A 19,241-nucleotide genomic window follows, 5' to 3' on the forward strand; every position below is an offset into this window, starting at 1 on the left:
CCGCCCGCCTGAACAGGCAGTTCACCCGGCATGGGCGGGGCCACCTGACGAACCGGAACCCCTGGGCCCGGGCTCAGTGCGGGCGCGGCGGGCCGGCCGGTGGCCGGTCCGGGTTCGCGGTGCTCAGCCGGGCGACCAGCTCGCGTTTGAGCACCTTGCCGCTGGGGCCGAGGGGGAAGGCGTCCACGAACTCCACCCGGCGCGGGTACTTGTACGGCGCCATCCGCTCCCTGCTCCAGGCGACGATCTCGGCGCCGAGGGCGGGGCCCGGCGTGCTGCCGGGGTGGGCCCGCACCACCGCGCAGACCTCCTCGCCGTGGACGGGGTGGGGGAGCCCGACGACGGCCGCCTGGGCGATCGCCGGGTGGCGGGCCAGGACGTCCTCGACCTCGCGCGGGTAGACGTTGTAGCCGCCGCGCAGCACCACGTCCTTCTTGCGGTCGACGATGGACAGGTAGCCCTCGTCGTCCTTGACGCCGAGGTCGCCCGAGCGGAACCAGCCGTCCACGATGGCCTCGGCGGTCGCCTCCGGCCGGTTCAGGTAGCCGGCCATCACGTTGTGGCCCCGGATGACGATCTCCCCGGTCTCGCCGGCGGGCAGCAGCTCGATCCTGTCCGCGACCTCCGCCCTGGCGATCTCGACCTCGACGCCCCAGATCGGCCGGCCCACCGTGCCGGGCCTGAGCGGCCACGCCTTCTGGTTGTAGGCCACCACCGGGGACGTCTCGGTCAGCCCGTACCCTTCGAGGACCGGGCAGCCGAACGTCTCGCGGAACGCGTCCAGGACCGCCACCGGCAGCGCGGCGCCGCCGGAGAACGCGCGGTCGAGCGCCGGCCTGCGCGGGTCGGCGCGGGCCGCGTCGAGGAGCGCCGTGTACATTGTCGGGACCCCCATGAACACGGTGCAGCCCTCCCGCACCATGAGCTCCAGCGCGCCCGGTCCGTCGAACCGCGGCATCAGGACCATGGTCGCCCCCGCCCGGAAGCAGGTGTTCATGCCGCAGATCTGGCCGAAGGTGTGGAACAGCGGCAGGCAGCCGAGCAGGACGTCGTCGGCGGTGAAGTCGAACGGCGACAGCATGGTCGTGTCGACGTTCATCACCACGTTGAGGTGCGTGAGCAGGGCGCCCTTGGGCCTGCCGGTGGTGCCGGAGGTGTAGAGGACCAGCGCGATGTCCCCGGGGTCGCGCGGCACCTGGCGGTCGATCGGGGCGCTGCGCGCCGCGAGCGCGTCCAGCTGCCGATCGGGGGCACCCTCCCGCTCCATGACGGTGAGCAGGGGCGTGCCGGCCGTCTCCGCCGCCTGGCCGCCCTCGGCCAGCAGCGGGGCGGCGCAGATCAGCGCCACCGCCCCGGAGTCCCGCAGGACGTACGCGATCTCGTCCGCCCGGAGCAGGGCGTGGACCGGGACCGCGACCGCGCCGAGCGCGAGCACGCCGAAGTAGGCCAGCGGGAAGTGTGGGGTGCTGGGCAGCAGCAGCGCCACCTTGTCGTCGGGGCCGATGCCCCGCGCGCGCAGCACCGCCGCGTACCTCCGCGCCCCGTCCCACAGCTCGCGGTAGGTGATCTTCCGGGCGCCGGACACGATCGCCGGGTGCTCCGGCCGGCGCAGCGCGGACTCGGCGAGGATGGCCGCCACGGAGAGGGTCACGGGGGTCTCACCCGCTCGCTTCCGCGGCCAGCCGCGCCTTGTCCGGTTTGCCGACACCGGTGAGGGGCAGCTCGGAGCGGACGCGGATCCGCGCGGGGACGTGCTTGGGCGAGACGGTCGCCCGGACGTGCTCGGCCAGCTCGTCGGGGCCGGCCGTGCCCGCGTCGCGCAGCACCACGGCGGCGTGCAGGTACTCGATCCGGTCCCGGTCCCGGACGCAGAAGACGGCGGCCTGCACCACGTCGGGGTGGGCCAGCAGGGCGTTCTCCACCGTCACCGGATGGATCTTGATGCCGTTGGTCTTGATCACCTCGCCGATCCGGCCGCGCAGGTGCAGGTAGCCGTCACCGTCGACGAAGCCGAGGTCGCCGGTGTGCACCCAGCCGTCCCGTACGGTCCGGGCGGTGAGCTCGGGCTCGGCCACGTACGCGCTCATCGTGAAGGGCGACCGGACGCAGACCTCGCCGATCTCGCCGGGCGGCAGGTCGTGGTGGTCGTCCGGATCGGTGATCCGGACCCAGTCGGGCATCGGGCGGCCGACCGTGGCCCGCAGCCGGGCGTCGAGGTGTTCGGCGGGCGAGAGCATGCTGACGAAACCCGCCTCGCTGGTCGCGTACACCTGGAGCAGCACGTCGCCGAAGACCTTGACCGCTTCGGCCAGTCGCTCGGGGGACGCGGGGGAGCCCAGGTAGGTGACCATCTGCAGACTGGACAGGTCGGTCGAGCCCAGCTCCGGATGGTCCATCAGCAGGTACAGCTGCGGAGGGGAGAGCAGCATCCGGGTGATCCCGTGCCGCGCGACGGAGCGCAGCACGTCGCCCGGCTCGAAGCCGTCCCGCAGGACCACCGAGCCGCCGGACGCGAGCGAGTCGTCGGCCGTGGCGCCGCTGGAGTGGCTGAGCGGGAGGCAGGCCAGGTAGACGGACCGCCAGCGCATCTGGAGCCCGGCGGAGATGAAGCCGTTGCGGGCCCGGAAGTCGAAGGCGATGCCCTTCGGCTCGCCGGTCGTCCCGCTCGTGTACGTCACCACCGCGGGCCGGTCGGGGGCGATCTCGATGCCGGCCGGGTCCAGCGCGTCCGGGTCCCCGGTCGTCAGGTCCAGGACGTCGGGGCCGAGGTCGCCGAGGGCGACCAGGGTGAGCGGCGTGCCCAGCCGCTCGCGCAGGTCGCGGGCGGACGCCAGGTTCTCCTCGTCGACGGCCAGGTGCGTCGCGCCGGTGTCCCGGAGGATCTTGAGCTTGGCGCCGGCGGCCAGGTGGTCCGCCGGGTCGACCGCGTTGGTGGTGTGCAGGTGGACCACCGTGGCCCCGACCAGGTTCGCGGCGTACCGCAGGACCAGGGTCGGGGCGGTGTTGGTGACGGTCAGGATGGCGACCACGGCGCCGGCGCCGTGCCCGCCGGTCTGCCGGTGCAGGGCCTGCGCGGCAGACCGGACCAGGGCGGTCAGCTCCGCCGCGGTCAGCGTCCGGTCGCGCCAGGACAGGACCACTTTCTCCGGTTCCGCGGAGATTACCTCAAGGATCTGGCTGACATACGTTTCGTCCGACGGCATGGGAAACTCCAGTGGTGCCGTTTCGAGGAATTTCCGCACAGCCTACAACGGGCAAAGCGGGTCCACCAGGGGGCGTGAATCGGAAAAGCGGATGCGCGGCGGGTTCTCAATTGTCGCACCCCGCGCCATCGAAGTGATATTTCGCTCTGAGACAATTCCCTCTACCGGTCCGGGCCTCGCATCGGCGCAGTCTTCGGAGAAAAGGGTCGTCATGAACCAATACCTGGAGCTCTTCTCGCGGCGCATGAAGGAAGGTGGATCACCGAAGGCGAAACGGGAGTTCCTGGAGATCGGCCGGCTCGCCGGGAAATTCCCGGCGGCCAAGAGCCTGCGGGACGGGGTCACCTCCGAGATCAGCGTGTGGTGCAGCAACGACTACCTGGGAATGGGCCAGCACCCGCTGGTCCTGGCGGCGACCCGCGAAGCCCTCGACGAGTACGGCGCGGGCTCGGGCGGCTCCCGGAACATCGGCGGGACCAACCACTGCCACGTACTGCTGGAGAACGAACTGGCGGATCTGCACGGAAAAGAGGACGCCCTTCTCTTCACCTCCGGGTACACCGCCAATGACGGAGCCCTCACGGTCCTCGCCGGCCGGCTGGGGGACTGCGTCGTCTTCTCCGACGAGATGAACCACGCCTCGATCATCGACGGACTCCGCCACAGCGGCGCCGAGAAACACATTTTCCGGCACAACGACACGGCGCACCTGGAAGAGCTGATATCCGCCGCCGATCCCGACCGGCCGAAGATGATCGTCATGGAATCGGTCTACTCGATGGCGGGCGACGTCGCCCCGCTCGCCGAGATCGCCCGGATCGCCCGGAAATACGGCGCGATGACCTTCCTCGACGAGGTCCACGCGGTCGGAATGTACGGGCCGCAGGGAGCCGGTATCGCCGCCAGCCTGGGCATCGCGGACGAGTTCACCGTCATCATGGGAACGCTCGCCAAGGGATTCGGCACCACCGGCGGGTACATCGCCGGTCCCGCCGAACTGGTCGACGCGGTGCGCGGCCTGTCCCGCTCCTTCATCTTCACCACCGCCCTGCCTCCGGCGGTCGTGGCGGGCGCGCTCGCCGCGGTCCGGCACCTGCGCACTTCCGACGAGGAGCGCGACCGGCTCCACGCGAACGCGCGGCTGACGCACCGGCTGCTCACGGAGCACGGCATCCCCTTCGTCTCCGACGGCTCCCACATCGTCTCGATCTTCGTCGGGGACGACGCGCTCGCCCGGCGGATCTCCGCCCTGCTGCTGGAGCGCCACGGCATCTACGTGCAGGCGATCAACGCGCCCAGCGTGCGCGCGGGACAGGAGATCCTCCGGAGCGCACCCGGCGCCGTCCACCAGCCCGCACAGGTCGAGGCGTTCGTCGCGGCACTGGACGGGATCTGGCGCGAGCTCGGGGTGCCGCGCATTTAGGGCTGCACGGCCGACCCGCTCCACGGGGTACGCGCGCGGCCCTCCCGCCGCTCCGCGCCCCGCCCGCTCCACGGGGTACGCGCGCGGCCCTCCCGCCGCTCCGCGCCCCGCCCGCTCCCCGTACCCGCGTCGTGTCGCGGCCCGCGCTATCGGGCTGCTATGCGGCAGTGGGCAAGATCGACGTCGCAGGTCCGGTGGGGGTACGCGCCGGGCCTGACGAAGGCGTCCCGGTCGGCGCGCGCCCCGCGAGAGCGGGCGCCCGCCACGGTTCGGCGACCGGTGGTCCCGCTCGCCGTGAAGGAGTCCGAAGACACGATGGCGCACCCCGACGGTACGGAAGCACCGCTGCTGTGGACACTGGCCGGCAGCGGCAGGGAGTCGCTGGCGGCCGGCGCGCGCGGCCTGCACGGGTACCTGGCCGGTCGTGACGACTGGAGCCCCCAGGACATCGCGCTCGCCCTCGCGCGCACCGCCTCCGAGGGGAGCCGGCGGGCGGCACTGGTGGCCGACCGCCGGGACGGGTTCCTGCGGCGGCTGGACGCGCTCGCCGACGGCAGGAGCATGCCCGGCCTGGTCGAGGGCACCGCCGCGGCGGGCCGCCGGGTCGCCTTCGTGTTTCCCGGACAGGGCGCGCAGTGGCCCCGGATGGCCGTGGACCTGCTGGACACCTCCGCGGTGTTCCGCGACCGGATGGACGCGTGCGCGCAGGCCCTCGAACCGTTCACCGACTGGTCGCCGATCGACGTGCTCCGCGACCCGGACGCGCCGGGCGCCCCCGCCGCGGACCGGGCCGACGTGGTGCAGCCCCTGCTGTTCGCCGTGACGGTGTCGCTCGCCGAGCTGTGGCGCTCCCACGGCGTGGAACCGGCCGCCGTGCTCGGGCACAGCGTCGGCGAGGTCACCGCCGCCGCGGTCAGCGGCGCGCTGTCCCTGGACGACTCCGCACGGGTGGTCGCCCTGTGGAGCCAGGCCCAGGCGACCCTGGCCGGGCAGGGCGACATGGTCTCCGTCATGGCCCCGGCCGACGAGGTCGAGCCGCGGCTGCGCCGCTGGGACGGCCGCCTCGTCGTCGCCGCGCACAACGGCCCGCGGTCCGTGATCGTCTCCGGCGACCGCGACGCCGCGGCCGAACTCCTCGCCGACCTGGCCTCGGAGGGGGTGCACGCACGGCGGATCGCGGTCGGCCTGGCCGCCCACTCCCCCCACATCGACGCGATCGTCCCCCGGATGCACGCCGACCTCGCCCCGATCCGGCCCCGCACACCGCAGCTGCCCTACTACTCCGGACTGACCGGCGGACGACTGGACGCCCCGGTCCTGGACGCCGACTACTGGTGCCGCAACCTGCGCAACCCTGTCCGGTTCCACCAGGCGGCCGGCGCCCTGCTCCGGGACGGGTACGGCGTCCTGCTGGAGGTCAGCCCGCACACCGTGCTGACCTCCGCCCTCACGGACTGCGCGGAGGAACACGGCGCGCAGGCCGCCGTCCTCGGAACGCTGCGCCGGGACCAGGGCGGTCCGGGCCGGTTCCTGACCTCGCTCGGCGACCTGTACGTGCACGGTGTCACCCCGGAACGGGAACCGGAAGCGCCGTCCGCAGGGGTACGGGAGCTGCCGGCGGCGGTCCTGGCGGCGCTCGCGGAGCCCGGCCCGGCGGACCCGGACGGTGCGGGCGGCACGGGCGGCACGGGCGGCGGCCGGGACGCCGGCGGCGCGTTGTACGCGGAACTGGCCGGCATAGACGCCCCGGAACGGCGCGCCGCGCTGGCCCGGCTGGTGGACGAGGAGATCGCCGCGGTGACCGGGCGGTCCGAACCGGTCCCCGCCGACGTGGCCTTCCTCGACCTCGGATTCGACTCCGTCACCGCCGTGGAGCTGCGCAACCGGCTGAGCGCGGCGACCGCGCTGCGCATCCCGGCGACGGCCGTCTTCGACTGCCCGACCCCGGCGGCCCTGGTCGCGTACCTCAGCGCCCGGATCGGCGGCGACCGGCCCGACCTGCGCACGGACGCGGTCGAGCCGGTGCGGCGGCCCGCGGACGACGACCCCGTGGTGATCGTCGGCATGGGCTGCCGCTACCCCGGCGGCGTCGGCAGCCCCGACGACCTCTGGGAGCTGGTGTCGGCGGGCGCCGACGCCGTCTCCGCGCTGCCCGACGACCGCGGCTGGGACACCGCCGGACGGTACGACCCCGCACCGGGCACACCGGGCCGGTACTACCAGCGGGAGGCGGGTTCGCTCGCCGGCGCGGCCGACTTCGACGCCGAGTTCTTCGGCATCTCGCCGCGCGAGGCCCTCGCCATGGACCCGCAGCAGCGGCTGCTGCTGGAGACCACCTGGGAGGCGCTGGAGCGGGCCGGGATCGACCCGTCCACCCTGCGGCGGACCCCGACGGGCGTCTACGTCGGCGCGATGACCATGGACTACGGCCCCTCCCTCGAACAGGGCGCCGACGAGGGCGGCCACCTGCTGACCGGCAACACCGGAAGCGTCGCGTCGGGCCGCCTGGCCTACACCCTCGGTCTCGAGGGGGCGGCGGTCACCGTGGACACGGCCTGCTCGTCCTCGCTGGTGGCCCTGCACCTCGCGGTCCGGGCGCTGCGGTCCGGCGAGTGCTCGCTGGCGCTGGCCGGCGGCGCGACCGTGATGTCCACGGTCGGCATGCTCGTCGAGTTCAGCCGGCAGGGCGGCCTGGCCCCCGACGGTCGCTGCAAGGCGTTCGCGGCGGCCGCCGACGGCTTCGGCCTGGCCGAGGGCGTGGGCATGTTGCTGCTGGAGCGGTTGTCGGACGCGCGGCGTCTCGGGCATCCGGTGTTGGCGGTGGTGCGCGGTTCGGCGGTGAACCAGGACGGTGCGAGCAATGGTCTGACGGCGCCGAACGGTCCGTCGCAGCAGCGGGTGATCCGGGCGGCGCTGGCGGACGCGGGGCTGACCGCCTCGGACGTGGACGTGGTGGAGGCGCACGGTACGGGGACGCGGTTGGGCGACCCGATCGAGGCGCAGGCGCTGCTGGCCACCTACGGGCAGGGGCGGCCGGCGGACCGGCCGGTGTGGATCGGGTCGCTGAAGTCGAACATCGGCCACGCCCAAGCTGCGGCCGGTGTCGCGGGCGTCATCAAGTCGGTGCTGGCGCTGCGGCACGGTGTGATGCCCAAGACTCTGCACGTGGACGGTCCGACGCCCGAGGTGGACTGGTCGGCCGGTGCCGGACGGTTGCTGACGGAGGCTCGTGCCTGGGACGACACGGGCCGCCCGCGGCGGGCGGGCGTGTCCTCCTTCGGCATCAGCGGGACCAACGCCCACGTGATCCTGGAGTCCGTGCCGGCCGAGGCGGTGGAGGACGCCCCGCGTCCCGGGCCGGTGGTGTGGCCGGTGTCGGCGCGCAGCGCCGAGGCACTGCGCGCGCAGGCGGAGGCGCTGGTGGCGCGGGTGGCGGCGGAGCCCGGGCTCGACGTGGCGGACGTGGGCTGTTCGCTGGCGGTGGGGCGCGCGTCCTTCGAGCACCGTGCGGTGGTGGTGGGCGGGGACCGGAGCGAACTGCTCGACGGCGTGCAGGCGCTGGCGCAGGGTGCCGCGGTGTCCGGCGGCGGGCTGGTTTCCGGTCGGGTGGCGCTGGTGTTCCCAGGTCAGGGTTCGCAGTGGGTCGGGATGGCCGCCGAACTGCTGGCCGAATCGGCCGTGTTCGCGGAACGGATGGCGGAGTGTGAGCGGGCGCTGGCGCCGTACGTCGACTGGTCGTTGGCGGAGGCGCTTCGCTCGGAGGCCCTGCTGGCGCGCGTCGACGTGGTGCAGCCGGTGCTGTGGGCCGTGATGGTGTCGCTGGCCGAGGTGTGGCGCTCGTTCGGTGTGGTTCCGGAAGCGGTGGTCGGCCACTCGCAGGGCGAGGTTGCCGCTGCGTGTGTGGCGGGCGGTCTGAGTCTGGAGGACGGGGCGCGGGTGGTCGCGCTGCGTTCCCGTGCGATCCGCGCGTTGGCGGGGCGTGGCGGCATGGCCTCGCTTCCGTTGCCGGTGGACGTGGTGCGGGAGCGCATCGCGGGCCGGTTGTCGGTGGCGGCGGTGAACGGCCCGTCGTCCACGGTGGTCTCGGGCGATGCTGACGCGGTCGCGGCGCTGGTGGATGAGCTTGTGGGGGAGGGGGTGCGGGCGCGTTCGATCGAGGTCGATTACGCGTCGCACTCCGCGCACGTGGAGGAGGTCCGCGAGCAGCTGCTCGCCGATCTGGACGGCATCGTGCCGCTGTCCGCTGCGGTGCCGTTCTACTCGAGCGTCACGGGCGGCCAGTTGGACACGAAGGCCCTGGACGCCGAGTACTGGTACCGCAACCTGCGGGAGACCGTCGAGTTCGAGCAGGCGACCCGCGCGCTCCTGGCGGCCGGGCACCGCTTCTTCGTCGAGTCCAGCCCGCACCCGGTGCTGTCCGTCGCGGTGGGGGAGTCGGTCGAGGCGGCGGGTGCGGATGCCGTGGTGCTGGGGACCTTGCGTCGCGGGGAGGGCGGCCCGGCGCAGGTGCTGCGCGCGGTCGGACGCGGCTGGGAGCGCGGGCTGGGGGGGGACTGGTCGGGTGCCTTCCCGGGAGCGCGCCGCGTCGAACTGCCGACGTACCCCTTCCAGCGCACCCGCTACTGGCTGACGGCCCCCGCCGCCGTCCCGGCCGCCCCCGCCGAGGACCGCTGGGACGACCTGGAACTGCAGGACCCCGCCCGGCTCGCCGAAATCCTCGGGGTCGGCCGCGCCGCCCTGGACGAAGTCCTGCCCGCGCTGGCGACCTGGCGCTCCGCCAGGAGCCGTGAGCGGAAGGCGGAATCCTGGCGCTACCACGTCGCCTGGGCACCCCTGTCGGTCACGCCGGCGGACGGCCTCCCCGGTCGCTGGCTCGCCCTGCGTCCCGAAGGCGGCGACGCGGCGGCCGTCCTGGACGCCCTCCGCGAGGCCGGGGCCGACCTCCTCCCGTGCGTCGTCGCCGATCCGGGCGCGACCCGCGAACAGCTGGCCGCCCTGCTCACGGAGACCGCCGGGGAACAGCCGATCGCCGGCGTGCTGTCCCTGCTGTCCTGGGAGGAACGCCCCCACCCCGAACACCCCGACCTGCCCGGTGGTCCGGCGCTGACCCTCGCGCTGGCCCAGGCACTCGAGGACGCGGGCATCCGGGCCAGGCTCTGGATGCTGACCAAGGGACTGGCTGTCCTGGGCGGCGCGGAGCGGCCCGGACACGTCGGTCAGGCCGCCTCCGCCGCCCTGGGCCGGACGCTGGCCCTGGAGCACCCGCACCGCCGGGGCGGTCTGGTCGACCTGCCCGAGGTGCTGGACGCACGGGCCGCCCGCCGCCTGTGCGCGGTGCTCGCGGGAGCCGCGGCCGACGAGGAACAGGTGGCGGTGCGCTCCACCGGGGTCCACGGACGCCGCCTCCGGCCCGCGCCGTCCGTGCCGCCGAAGGCCCGTGCGGGCGGCCCGGACGCCCGGTGGCGGGGCACGGTCCTCGTCACGGGTGGCACCGGCGGCGTCGGCTCGCACACGGCGCGCTGGCTCGCGGGCCAGGGCGCGGAGCGGCTGCTGCTGGTCAGCCGGCGCGGCGCCGACGCCCCGGGTACGGACGCGCTGCGGGCGGAACTGACGGCGCTGGGCACCGAGGTGGCCTTCGCGGCGTGCGACGTCGCCGACCCGGCCGCCCTGGCGGCGCTGGTCGCCGACATCCCCGCGCGGTACCCGCTGTCCGCCGTCATCCACGCGGCGGGCGTCCTCGACGACGGTGTGCTCGACGCGCTGGACCCCGCGCGGCTCGCCGTGGTGCTGCGCGCCAAGCTGACCGCTGCCCGGAACCTGCACGAGGCCACCGCGGGCCTCGACCTGTCGGCCTTCGTGGTGTTCTCGTCGGTGATGGGCGTCGTGGGCAACGCCGGGCAGGGGAACTACGCGGCCGCCAACGCGGCCGTCGACGCACTCGTCGCCGCCCGCCGGGCCGCCGGGCTGCCCGGCACGTCCGTGGCCTGGGGCGCCTGGGCCGGACCGGGCATGCTGGCGGACGAGGTCGCCGGCCGGCTGCGGGACTTCGGCATGCCGGTGATGGAGCCCGAAACGGCCGTCACCGCGATCGGCCGGGCACTGGAGGCGGACGACGCGCTGGTCGTGGTCGCCGACGTCGACTGGAAGCGCTTCACCGCGGCCGTCGGCCTGCGGTCCACCGCCCTGCTCGACGGGATACCGGACCCGGCTGCCGCACGGCCCACCCAGGACACCGCCGCACCGTCGGCGGCCCGGGAGGGCGACGGCGCCGCCGACACCCTGCGGCAGCGGATCGCCGCACTGCCGCGCCACGAGGACCGGGTCGGGGCCCTCACCGAACTGGTCCGCACCCAAGCGGCGACGGTCCTGCGCCACCCCGGCGTCGCCGCCGTCCAGCCCGGAAAGGCGTTCTCCGCGCTCGGCTTCGACTCCCTGATGGCGGTGGAGCTGCGCAACCGGCTCGCCGCCGTCACCGGGCTGGCCCTGCCGGCCACCGTCCTCTTCGACCACCCCACCCCGTCGGCACTGGCCGACCGGCTGCTCGCGGAACTGGACCTGGACCAGGCCCTCGACCCGGGTCTGCCGGACGAGGCGAGCGACACCGCCGACCCCGTCGGCAACGAGCCGATCGCGATCGTCGGCATGGGCTGCCGCTTCCCCGGCGGGGTCGCCCGGCCCGAGGACTTCTGGCACCTGCTCTCCCAGGGCACCGACGCCGTCGGCGACTGGCCGTCGAACCGGGGCTGGGACACCGAGGGGCTGTACGACCCGGACCCCGACCACCCCGGCACCACGTACACCAGGCAGGGCGGCTTCCTGCACGACGCGGCCGAGTTCGACGCCGAGTTCTTCGGCATCTCGCCGCGCGAGGCCCTCGCCATGGACCCGCAGCAGCGGCTGCTCCTGGAGACCGCCTGGGAGGCGGTCGAGGGCGCCGGGCAGGATCCGACCGCGCTGAAGGACCGGCAGGTCGGCGTCTACATCGGCACCAACGGACAGGACTACTCCGCGCTGCTGGAGGGCGCCGAGGGAGTGTCCGAGGGCCACCTGCTGACCGGGAACACGGCCAGCGTGCTGTCCGGGCGGCTGTCCTACGTCCTCGGCCTCCAGGGGCCCGCACTCACCGTCGACACCGCGTGCTCCTCGTCACTGGTGGCGCTGCACCTGGCCGTCCAGGCACTGCGGCGCGGCGACTGCGAGCAGGCCCTCGCGGGCGGGGTGTCGGTGATGAGCACCCCGCGGCTGTTCGTGGAGTTCAGCCGTCAGCGCGGGCTCGCCGCCGACGGACGGTGCAAGGCGTTCTCGGCGGACGCGGACGGCACGGGCTGGGGCGAGGGCGCCGGCGTGCTGCTGCTCGAGCGCCACAGTGACGCCCTGCGCCACGGCCACCCCGTCCTCGCGCTGATCAGCGGCACCGCCGTGAACCAGGACGGCGCCAGCAACGGGCTCACCGCCCCCAACGGCCCGTCCCAGCAGCAGGTCATCCGCGCCGCCCTGGCCGACGCCGCGCTGCGCGCCGAGCAGATCGACGCGATCGAGGCCCACGGCACCGGCACCAGGCTCGGCGACCCGATCGAGGCGCAGGCGCTCCAGGCCGTCCACGGACCGGAGCGCCCGGCGGACCGCCCGCTGTGGCTCGGCTCGGTGAAGTCGAACATCGGGCACACCCAGGCAGCCGCCGGGGTGGCCGGGGTGATGAAGATGGTGCTGGCCATCCGCCACGGAGAACTGCCCGGAACCCTGCACGCCGGGACGCCGAACCCGCACGTCGACTGGTCCGACGGCGGCATCCGCCTGCTCACCGCGCACACCCCGTGGCCGGAGACCGGGAACCCGCGCCGGGCGGGCGTGTCCTCGTTCGGCATCAGCGGCACCAACGCGCACCTGATCATCGAGCAGGCGCCCGCCATCGCGGCCGTGCCCGCCCTGGACCGGACCGACACCCCGGCCGCCCCCACCACGGACACCCCGGCCGCCACCCCCGCCGCCGCCACGATGGCCCTCGCCGCGGACACCGCCACCCCCACCGCCCGCCGTACCGGCCCGCCCGTGCCGCTGCTGCTCTCGGCCAGGACACCGGAGGCCCTGCGGGCCCAGGCCGGCCGGCTGGTGGGCCGGCTCGACGCCGACCCGGACGTCGAACTGGTGGACGTCGCCTACTCGCTGGCCACCGGACGGGCCCCGCTCGAACACCGGGCCGCCGTCCTGGGACGGGACCGGGCGTCCGTTCGGCGCTCGCTCACCGCGCTCGCGCGCGGCACGACGGCGGGCCGACTGCTCACCGGCGGCGGCGTGCGCCCCGGCCGGACCGCCTTCCTGTTCCCGGGACAGGGCAGCCAGCGGGCCGGAGCCGGCGCGGAGCTCTACGGCGAGGACCCGGTGTTCGCCGACGCCCTCGACGAGGTGCTGACCGGCCTGGACCCGCACCTCGACCTGAACCTGCGCGACCTCCTGTTCGCCGAACCCGGAACCCCCGACGCGGAACTGCTCGACCGCACCCGGTACACCCAGCCCGCGCTGTTCGCCCTGGAGACGGCGCTGTTCCGGCTGGTACGGCACTGGGGCGTGCGGCCCGACCTGCTGATGGGGCACTCCATCGGCGAACTCGCCGCCGCCCACGCGGCGGGCGTGCTGGACCTGCCCGACGCCTGCGCGCTGGTGACGGCCCGGGGCCGGCTGATGGACGAACTGCCCGAGGGCGGGGCGATGGTGGCGGTCGAGGCCGGCGAGGAGGAAGTGCGCCAGGCCCTGTCGGCCGAGGACCGGGACGCGGTGGACATCGCCGCCGTCAACGGGCCCGCCTCCGTGGTCCTGTCCGGTGACGAGGACGCGGTACGCCGCCTGGCCGGGACGTTCCGCGACCGCGGCCGGCGCACCCGGCGCCTGAGCGTGAGCCACGCCTTCCACTCCGCCCGGATGGACGGCATGCTCGACGCGTTCCGGGACGTGGCCGAGTCGCTGACCTACCACGCGCCCGGCATCGAGATCGTCTCCAACCTGACCGGGCGCACGGCCACGGCTGCGGAACTCCGCTCCCCCGACCACTGGGTGCGGCACGCCCGGGGCACCGTGCGCTTCCTGGAAGGGGCCCGCCAACTGCGGGCCGCGGGCGCGACCACGTACCTCGAACTCGGACCGGGCGGCGTGCTGTCCGGCATGCTCCACGCCTGCCTCCCCGAAGCCGACTCCGACTCCGCCCCCGGCGGCTCCGCTCCCGCCCCCGGCGGCTCCGTTCCCGCCCCCGGCGGCCCCGGGGCGGTGCCGCTGCTGCGCGGGGACCGCGGCGAGTCGGACGCGGTCCGCACCGCACTCGCCTCGCTGCACCTGCGCGGCGTGGCGGTGGACTGGTCGGCGGGCTGGAGCGGCACCGACGTGCGGCGGGTCGACCTGCCCACCTACGCCTTCCAGCACCGGCGCTTCTGGCCGGTGGCCGCGCCGGACCCGGCCCCCGCCGCCTGGCGCGGCCGCCGGGGAATCGCGGCCCCCGCCGGCCCGCACCGCTACCGCATCGGATGGGAGCCGCTCACCGCGCCCGCGGAGCCCCGCCTCTCCGGCCGCTGGCTGCTCGTCGTCCCGGACGGACCCGGCGCCGAGGACACCGCGCTCGCCTGCGAACAGGCCCTCGCCGGACACGGCGCCGACGTGGTCGTGATCCGGGTCGGGGCCGCCGTCGAACGCGCCGAACTGGCCTCGCTGCTCCCGGAGTTCGGCTCCCTGGAGGGCGTCCTGTCGCTGCTCGCCCTGGCCGAGGGGCCGCACCCGGGCCTGCGGACGCTCGACGCCTGCCTGACCGGGACCCTGCTGCTGATCCAGGCCCTGGGCGGGAGCGGCATCGACGCACCCCTGTGGTGCGCCACCCGCGGCGCGGTGGCGGCCCACGGCACGGAGGAGGTCCGCCCCGAGCAGGCCCAGGTGTGGGGCCTGGGCCGGGTGGCGGCCCTCGAGCACCCGCTGCGCTGGGGCGGCCTGGTCGACCTGCCGGAGCTGCTGGACGGGCCCGCGCTGGAAGGGCTGTGCGCGGTGCTGGCCGGACTGGACGGCGAGGACCAGGTGGCCGTGCGCGTGCCGGTACCGCTGGGCCGCCGGCTCGTCCCCGCGCCGGAGCCCGCGACACCCGCACCCGCACCGTGGACGCCGCGCGGCACGGTCCTGGTCACCGGCGGCACCGGCGGCCTCGGCGCCCAGGTGGCGCGCTGGCTCGCGGAGCGCGGCGCGGACCACCTGGTCCTGCTCGGCCGGCGGGGCCCCGAGGCCCCGGGAGCCGACGCGCTGGTCGACGCCCTGGCGGCGCTCGGCGCCCGGAGCACCGTGCTGGCCTGCGACGTCGCCGACCGCACCGCGCTGGAACAGGTCCTGGAGCGGCTGCACGCCGAGGGCGACACCGTACGGGCCGTGGTGCACACCGCGGGACTCACCTCGGACACCGCGCTGATGGACTGCACGCCGGAGGAACTGGCCCTGCTGACGGCGGCCAAGACGCGCGGCGCGGCCCACCTCGACGCCCTGTTCGAAGGCCGCCAACTGGACGCCTTCGTGCTGTTCTCCTCGATCTCGGGCACCTGGGGCAGCGGCGGCCAGGGCGCGTACGCGGCGGCCAACGCCTACCTGGACGGCCTCGCCGCGGCGCGGCGCGGCCGGGGCCTGCCGGCGACCTCGGTGGCCTGGGGCCCCTGGGCCGGCGCGGGCATGGCCGAGGGAGCCGTCGGCGACGGCCTGCGCCGACACGGGCTGGTGCCGATGGACCCTGCGGCGGCGCTGTCCGCGCTCGGCCTGGCGCTGGCCCTGGACGAGGGCGAAGCGGTCGTCGCCGAGCTGGACTGGAGCCGCTTCGCGCCCACCTTCGGTTCGGTCCGGGAGAGCGCGCTGCTGCGCGGCCTGCCCGCCGCCGCGGAGTACCGGACGGCGGACGGCGGCCCCGCGGACACTTCTGTCGGGTCCGCACCCGGTACGGGCGGCGACCCCTCGTGGTCGCACCGGCTGCACCGGCTGTCCGGGCCCGAGGGCCGCAAACTGCTGACCGAGCTGGTCCGGAGCGAAGCGGCCGCCGTGCTGGGCCACGAGTCGGCCGTCGGCCTCGCCGCCGACCGCCCGTTCCGCGAGGCGGGCTTCGACTCGCTCACCGCCGTCGAACTCCGCAACCGGCTGGTCGCGGCCACCGCCCTGCCGCTCGCGCTCACCTCCGTCTTCGACCACCCGACGGCGGCCGCCCTCGCCGAGCACCTGTTCGCCGGGCTGAGCGGCACGGAACCGGGTGCCGACGACACGACCGGCACGACCAGCGCGACCGCGGCGGATCCCGCGGCGGCCGACGAACCCCTGGCGATCGTCTCGATGGCCTGCCGGTTCCCGGGCGGCGTCCGCTCGCCCGAGGACCTGTGGCGGCTGGTCGCCGACGGAGTGGACGCGGTCGCCGAGCTGCCCACCGACCGCGGCTGGCCGCTGGAGGACCTCTACGACCCGGACCCCCTGCACCCGGGCACCTTCTACACCACCGGCGGCGGATTCCTGGACGGGGCGGCCGAGTTCGACGCGGAGTTCTTCGGCATCTCGCCGCGCGAGGCCCTGGCCATGGACCCGCAGCAGCGGCTGCTGCTCGAAACCAGCTGGGAGGTCCTGGAGCGGGCCGGACTCGACCCCGCGTCGGTACGCGGCAGCGAGGGCGGCGTCTACGTCGGCGTCGCCTCCCAGGGCTACGGCACCGGCCCGCAGGACCCGTCCGACCAGGTCGAGGGGCACCTGCTCAGCGGCACCGTCACCAGCGTCGCCTCCGGCCGGATCGCCTACACCCTCGGCCTCGGCGGCCCCGCCGTGACCGTGGAGACGGCCTGCTCGTCCTCGTTGGTGGCACTGCACCTGGCCGGCCAGGCACTGCGCGCCGGCGACTGCTCGTTCGCCCTGGTCGGCGGCGCCGCGGTGATGGCGAGCCCGGACGTCTTCGTCGAGTTCAGCCGCCAGCAGGGCCTGTCGCCCGACGGCCGCTGCCGCTCCTTCGCCGAAGGGGCGAACGGCACGGGGTGGGGCGAAGGGGTGGGCGTCCTGCTCGTGGAACGCCTCTCCGACGCGCGCCGCCTCGGGCACCCGGTTCTCGCGCTGGTACGGAGCACCGCGGTGAACCAGGACGGTGCCAGCAACGGCCTCACCGCCCCGAGCGGCCCCGCGCAGCAGCGGGTGATCCGGGCCGCGCTGGCCACGGCCGGACTGTCCGGCGCCGAGATCGACCTGGTCGAGGCGCACGGCACCGGCACCGTGCTCGGCGACCCCATCGAGGCGCAGGCCCTGCTGGCCACCTACGGCCAGGACCGGCCCGCCGACCGCCCGCTGTGGCTGGGTTCGCTGAAGTCCAACATCGGGCACACCCAGGCCGCCGCCGGAGTCGCCGGCGTCATCAAGACGGTGCTCGCCCTGCGCAACGGCGTGCTCCCCGGCACCCTGCACGCCCATGAGGCGTCCAGCCGGGTGGACTGGTCGGCCGGCGCGGTCCGGCTGCTCGCGGACGCCCGCCCCTGGGACGCCCCGGACGGGGGCCGGCCGCGCCGGGCCGGCGTCTCCGCGTTCGGCATGAGCGGCACCAACGCCCACGCCGTCCTGGAGGAAGCACCCGCCACCGCCGACGGCCCGCCGCCCGGCGACCCGGCCGATGACCCCGCAACCACGGTTCCCTGGCTGCTCTCCGCCATGACCCCCGCGGCCCTGCGCCGCCAGGCGCGCCGACTGGGCGAGCACCTGCGGGCCGACCCCGACGCGGGCGCCGCCGCGGCCGCCCGGGCGCTCGCCACCACCCGCCCCGCCCTGCCCTTTAGGGCGGCCGCCACCGGCCGCGACCGCGCCGCGCTGCTCGGCTGGCTGGACGCCCTCGCGGCGGGCGAACCCGCCCCCGACGCCGTGCAGGACCGGGCGCGCGGCGGCCGCACGGTCTTCGTCTTCCCCGGCCAGGGCTCGCAGTGGGCCGGCATGGCCGCGGCGGCGCTCGACACCTCCGCGCCGTTCGCCGCCGCCATCGCCGACTGCGAACGGGCGCTCGCCCCGCACACCGACTGGTCCCTGACCGAGGTGCTGCGCGGCGCGCCCGGTGCGCCGACGCTCGAGCGCGTGGACGTCGTCCAGCCGGTGCTCTTCGCCGTGATGGTCGCGCTGGCCGCGCACTGGCGCGATACCGGGGTCACCCCGGACGCCGTCGTCGGGCACAGCCAGGGCGAGATCGCCGCCGCCTGCGTCGCCGGAGCGCTGTCGCTCGACGACGCGGCCCTCGTGGTGGCGCTGCGCAGCCGGGCGCTGCTGAGGCTGGCGGGACGCGGCGGCATGGTGTCGGTCGCCGCCTCCGCCGAGCGGACCACCGGCCTGCTGCCCGCCGGCGGACGCGCGTGCGTGGCCGCCGTGAACGGCCCCGAAGCCGTGGTCGTCGCCGGGGAGCCCCAGGAACTGGCCGCCCTGCTCGCGGCCTGCGAGCGGGAAGGCGTCCGGGCCAAGGCGATCCCGGTGGACTACGCGGCCCACTCCGCCCAGGTCGCCGAGATCGAGGACGAACTGCGCGAAGCCCTCGGCGGGATCCGCCCCCGCGCCTCGGCCGTCCCGCTCTACTCGACGGTGACCGGCGAACCCGTCGCCGGAGAATCGCTCGACGCCGCCTACTGGTACCGCAACCTGCGCGAACCGGTCGACTTCGCCGGAGCGACCCGCACCCTGCTGGACGCCGGCCACACCCTGCTCGTCGAGGTCAGCCCGCACCCGGTGCTGCTCGCCGGGATCGAGGCGGTGGCCGCGGAGGCCGGGCGGGAGGTGTCGGCGGTCGGCACGCTGCGGCGCGGCGACGGCGGCCGGGACCGGCTGCTGGCCTCGCTCACCGAGGCGTGGGCGGCCGGCGGCGGTCCGGTGGACTGGTCGCCCTGGACCGGGACCCCCGGCCCGGCCCCCGTCCTGCTGCCGACGTACCCGTTCCAGCGCGACCGGTACTGGCTGGCCACCCCGGGCCGGACGGCCGCCGCCACCACGGCGGTGCCGGCCGAGGAGGCACCGGAGGCCGCGGGCGACGACGGGACCCCCGCCGAACGGCTGGCCGCCCGCCTGGCCCCGCTGGACCGGCGGGCCCGTCGGCAGGCGGTGCTCGACCTGGTCGTCCGGCACTCGGCCGCGGTCCTCGGCCATCCCGGAACCGGCCCGGTGCGCCCGGAACGTACCTTCGCCGAGGTCGGCTTCGACTCGATGCTCGCGGTGCGGTTCCGGAACGCGCTGTGCGAGGCCACCGGGCTGGCCGTCCCGCCGACGGCCGTCTTCGACCACCCGACGCCCGAGGCGCTCGCCGCCTACCTGGACGCGGAGCTGTCCGCCGCGCCCGAACCGCCCTCGCCGCTGCTGGCCGAGCTGGACCGGCTGGCCGCGCTCCTCACGGCCGCCCCGCCCGGAACGGCCGACAGCGACGGGGTCGGCGAACGACTGGACGAACTGCTGCGCGGCTGGCGCAGGCGCGCCGGCGCACCGGGCGGCAGGGCGCCGGGCGGCGGGGCAGTGCCTCCCGGGGCGGTGGACGACACCGCCACGGTGACCGAAACGGCGACAGCGGACGAGCTGTTCGCCCTGATCGACAACGACTTCGGGAACGTCTGAGAGAGAGCTGGCAC

Annotated in this window: 4 protein-coding genes; 2 read left to right on the forward strand and 2 right to left on the reverse strand. The window is 75.5% G+C overall.

Going from position 1 to position 19,241, the window contains the following annotated elements; genetic code table 11:
- Positions 1–73: 73 nt before the first annotated feature.
- Both ACGFWJ_RS27940 and ACGFWJ_RS27945 read right to left on the reverse strand, forming a co-directional pair.
- Positions 74–1,651, reverse strand: a complete 1,578-nt coding sequence (locus tag ACGFWJ_RS27940; protein ID WP_392954564.1) for a long-chain fatty acid--CoA ligase — start codon at positions 1,649–1,651, stop codon at positions 74–76.
- 7 nt (positions 1,652–1,658) lie between these two features.
- Positions 1,659–3,203 carry a class I adenylate-forming enzyme family protein gene (locus ACGFWJ_RS27945; RefSeq protein WP_392954566.1) on the reverse strand — a complete coding sequence of 515 codons (1,545 nt, stop codon included), beginning with the start codon at positions 3,201–3,203 and terminating at the stop codon, positions 1,659–1,661.
- 211 nt (positions 3,204–3,414) lie between these two features.
- On the opposite strand from ACGFWJ_RS27945, the gene hemA reads away from it, so the two are divergent.
- Both hemA and ACGFWJ_RS27955 read left to right on the forward strand, forming a co-directional pair.
- Positions 3,415–4,626: a 5-aminolevulinate synthase gene (gene hemA / locus ACGFWJ_RS27950; RefSeq protein WP_392954567.1), complete on the forward strand. Its 1,212-nt coding sequence runs from the start codon at positions 3,415–3,417 to the stop codon at positions 4,624–4,626.
- A gap of 315 nt (positions 4,627–4,941) precedes the next feature.
- Positions 4,942–19,227: a type I polyketide synthase gene (locus ACGFWJ_RS27955; RefSeq protein ID WP_392954569.1), complete on the forward strand. Its 14,286-nt coding sequence runs from the start codon at positions 4,942–4,944 to the stop codon at positions 19,225–19,227.
- Positions 19,228–19,241 lie beyond the last annotated feature (14 nt).

Origin of the sequence: Kitasatospora sp. NPDC048407 (genome assembly GCF_043200475.1) — a bacterium.
Taxonomy (GTDB): Bacteria; Actinomycetota; Actinomycetes; order Streptomycetales; family Streptomycetaceae; genus Kitasatospora.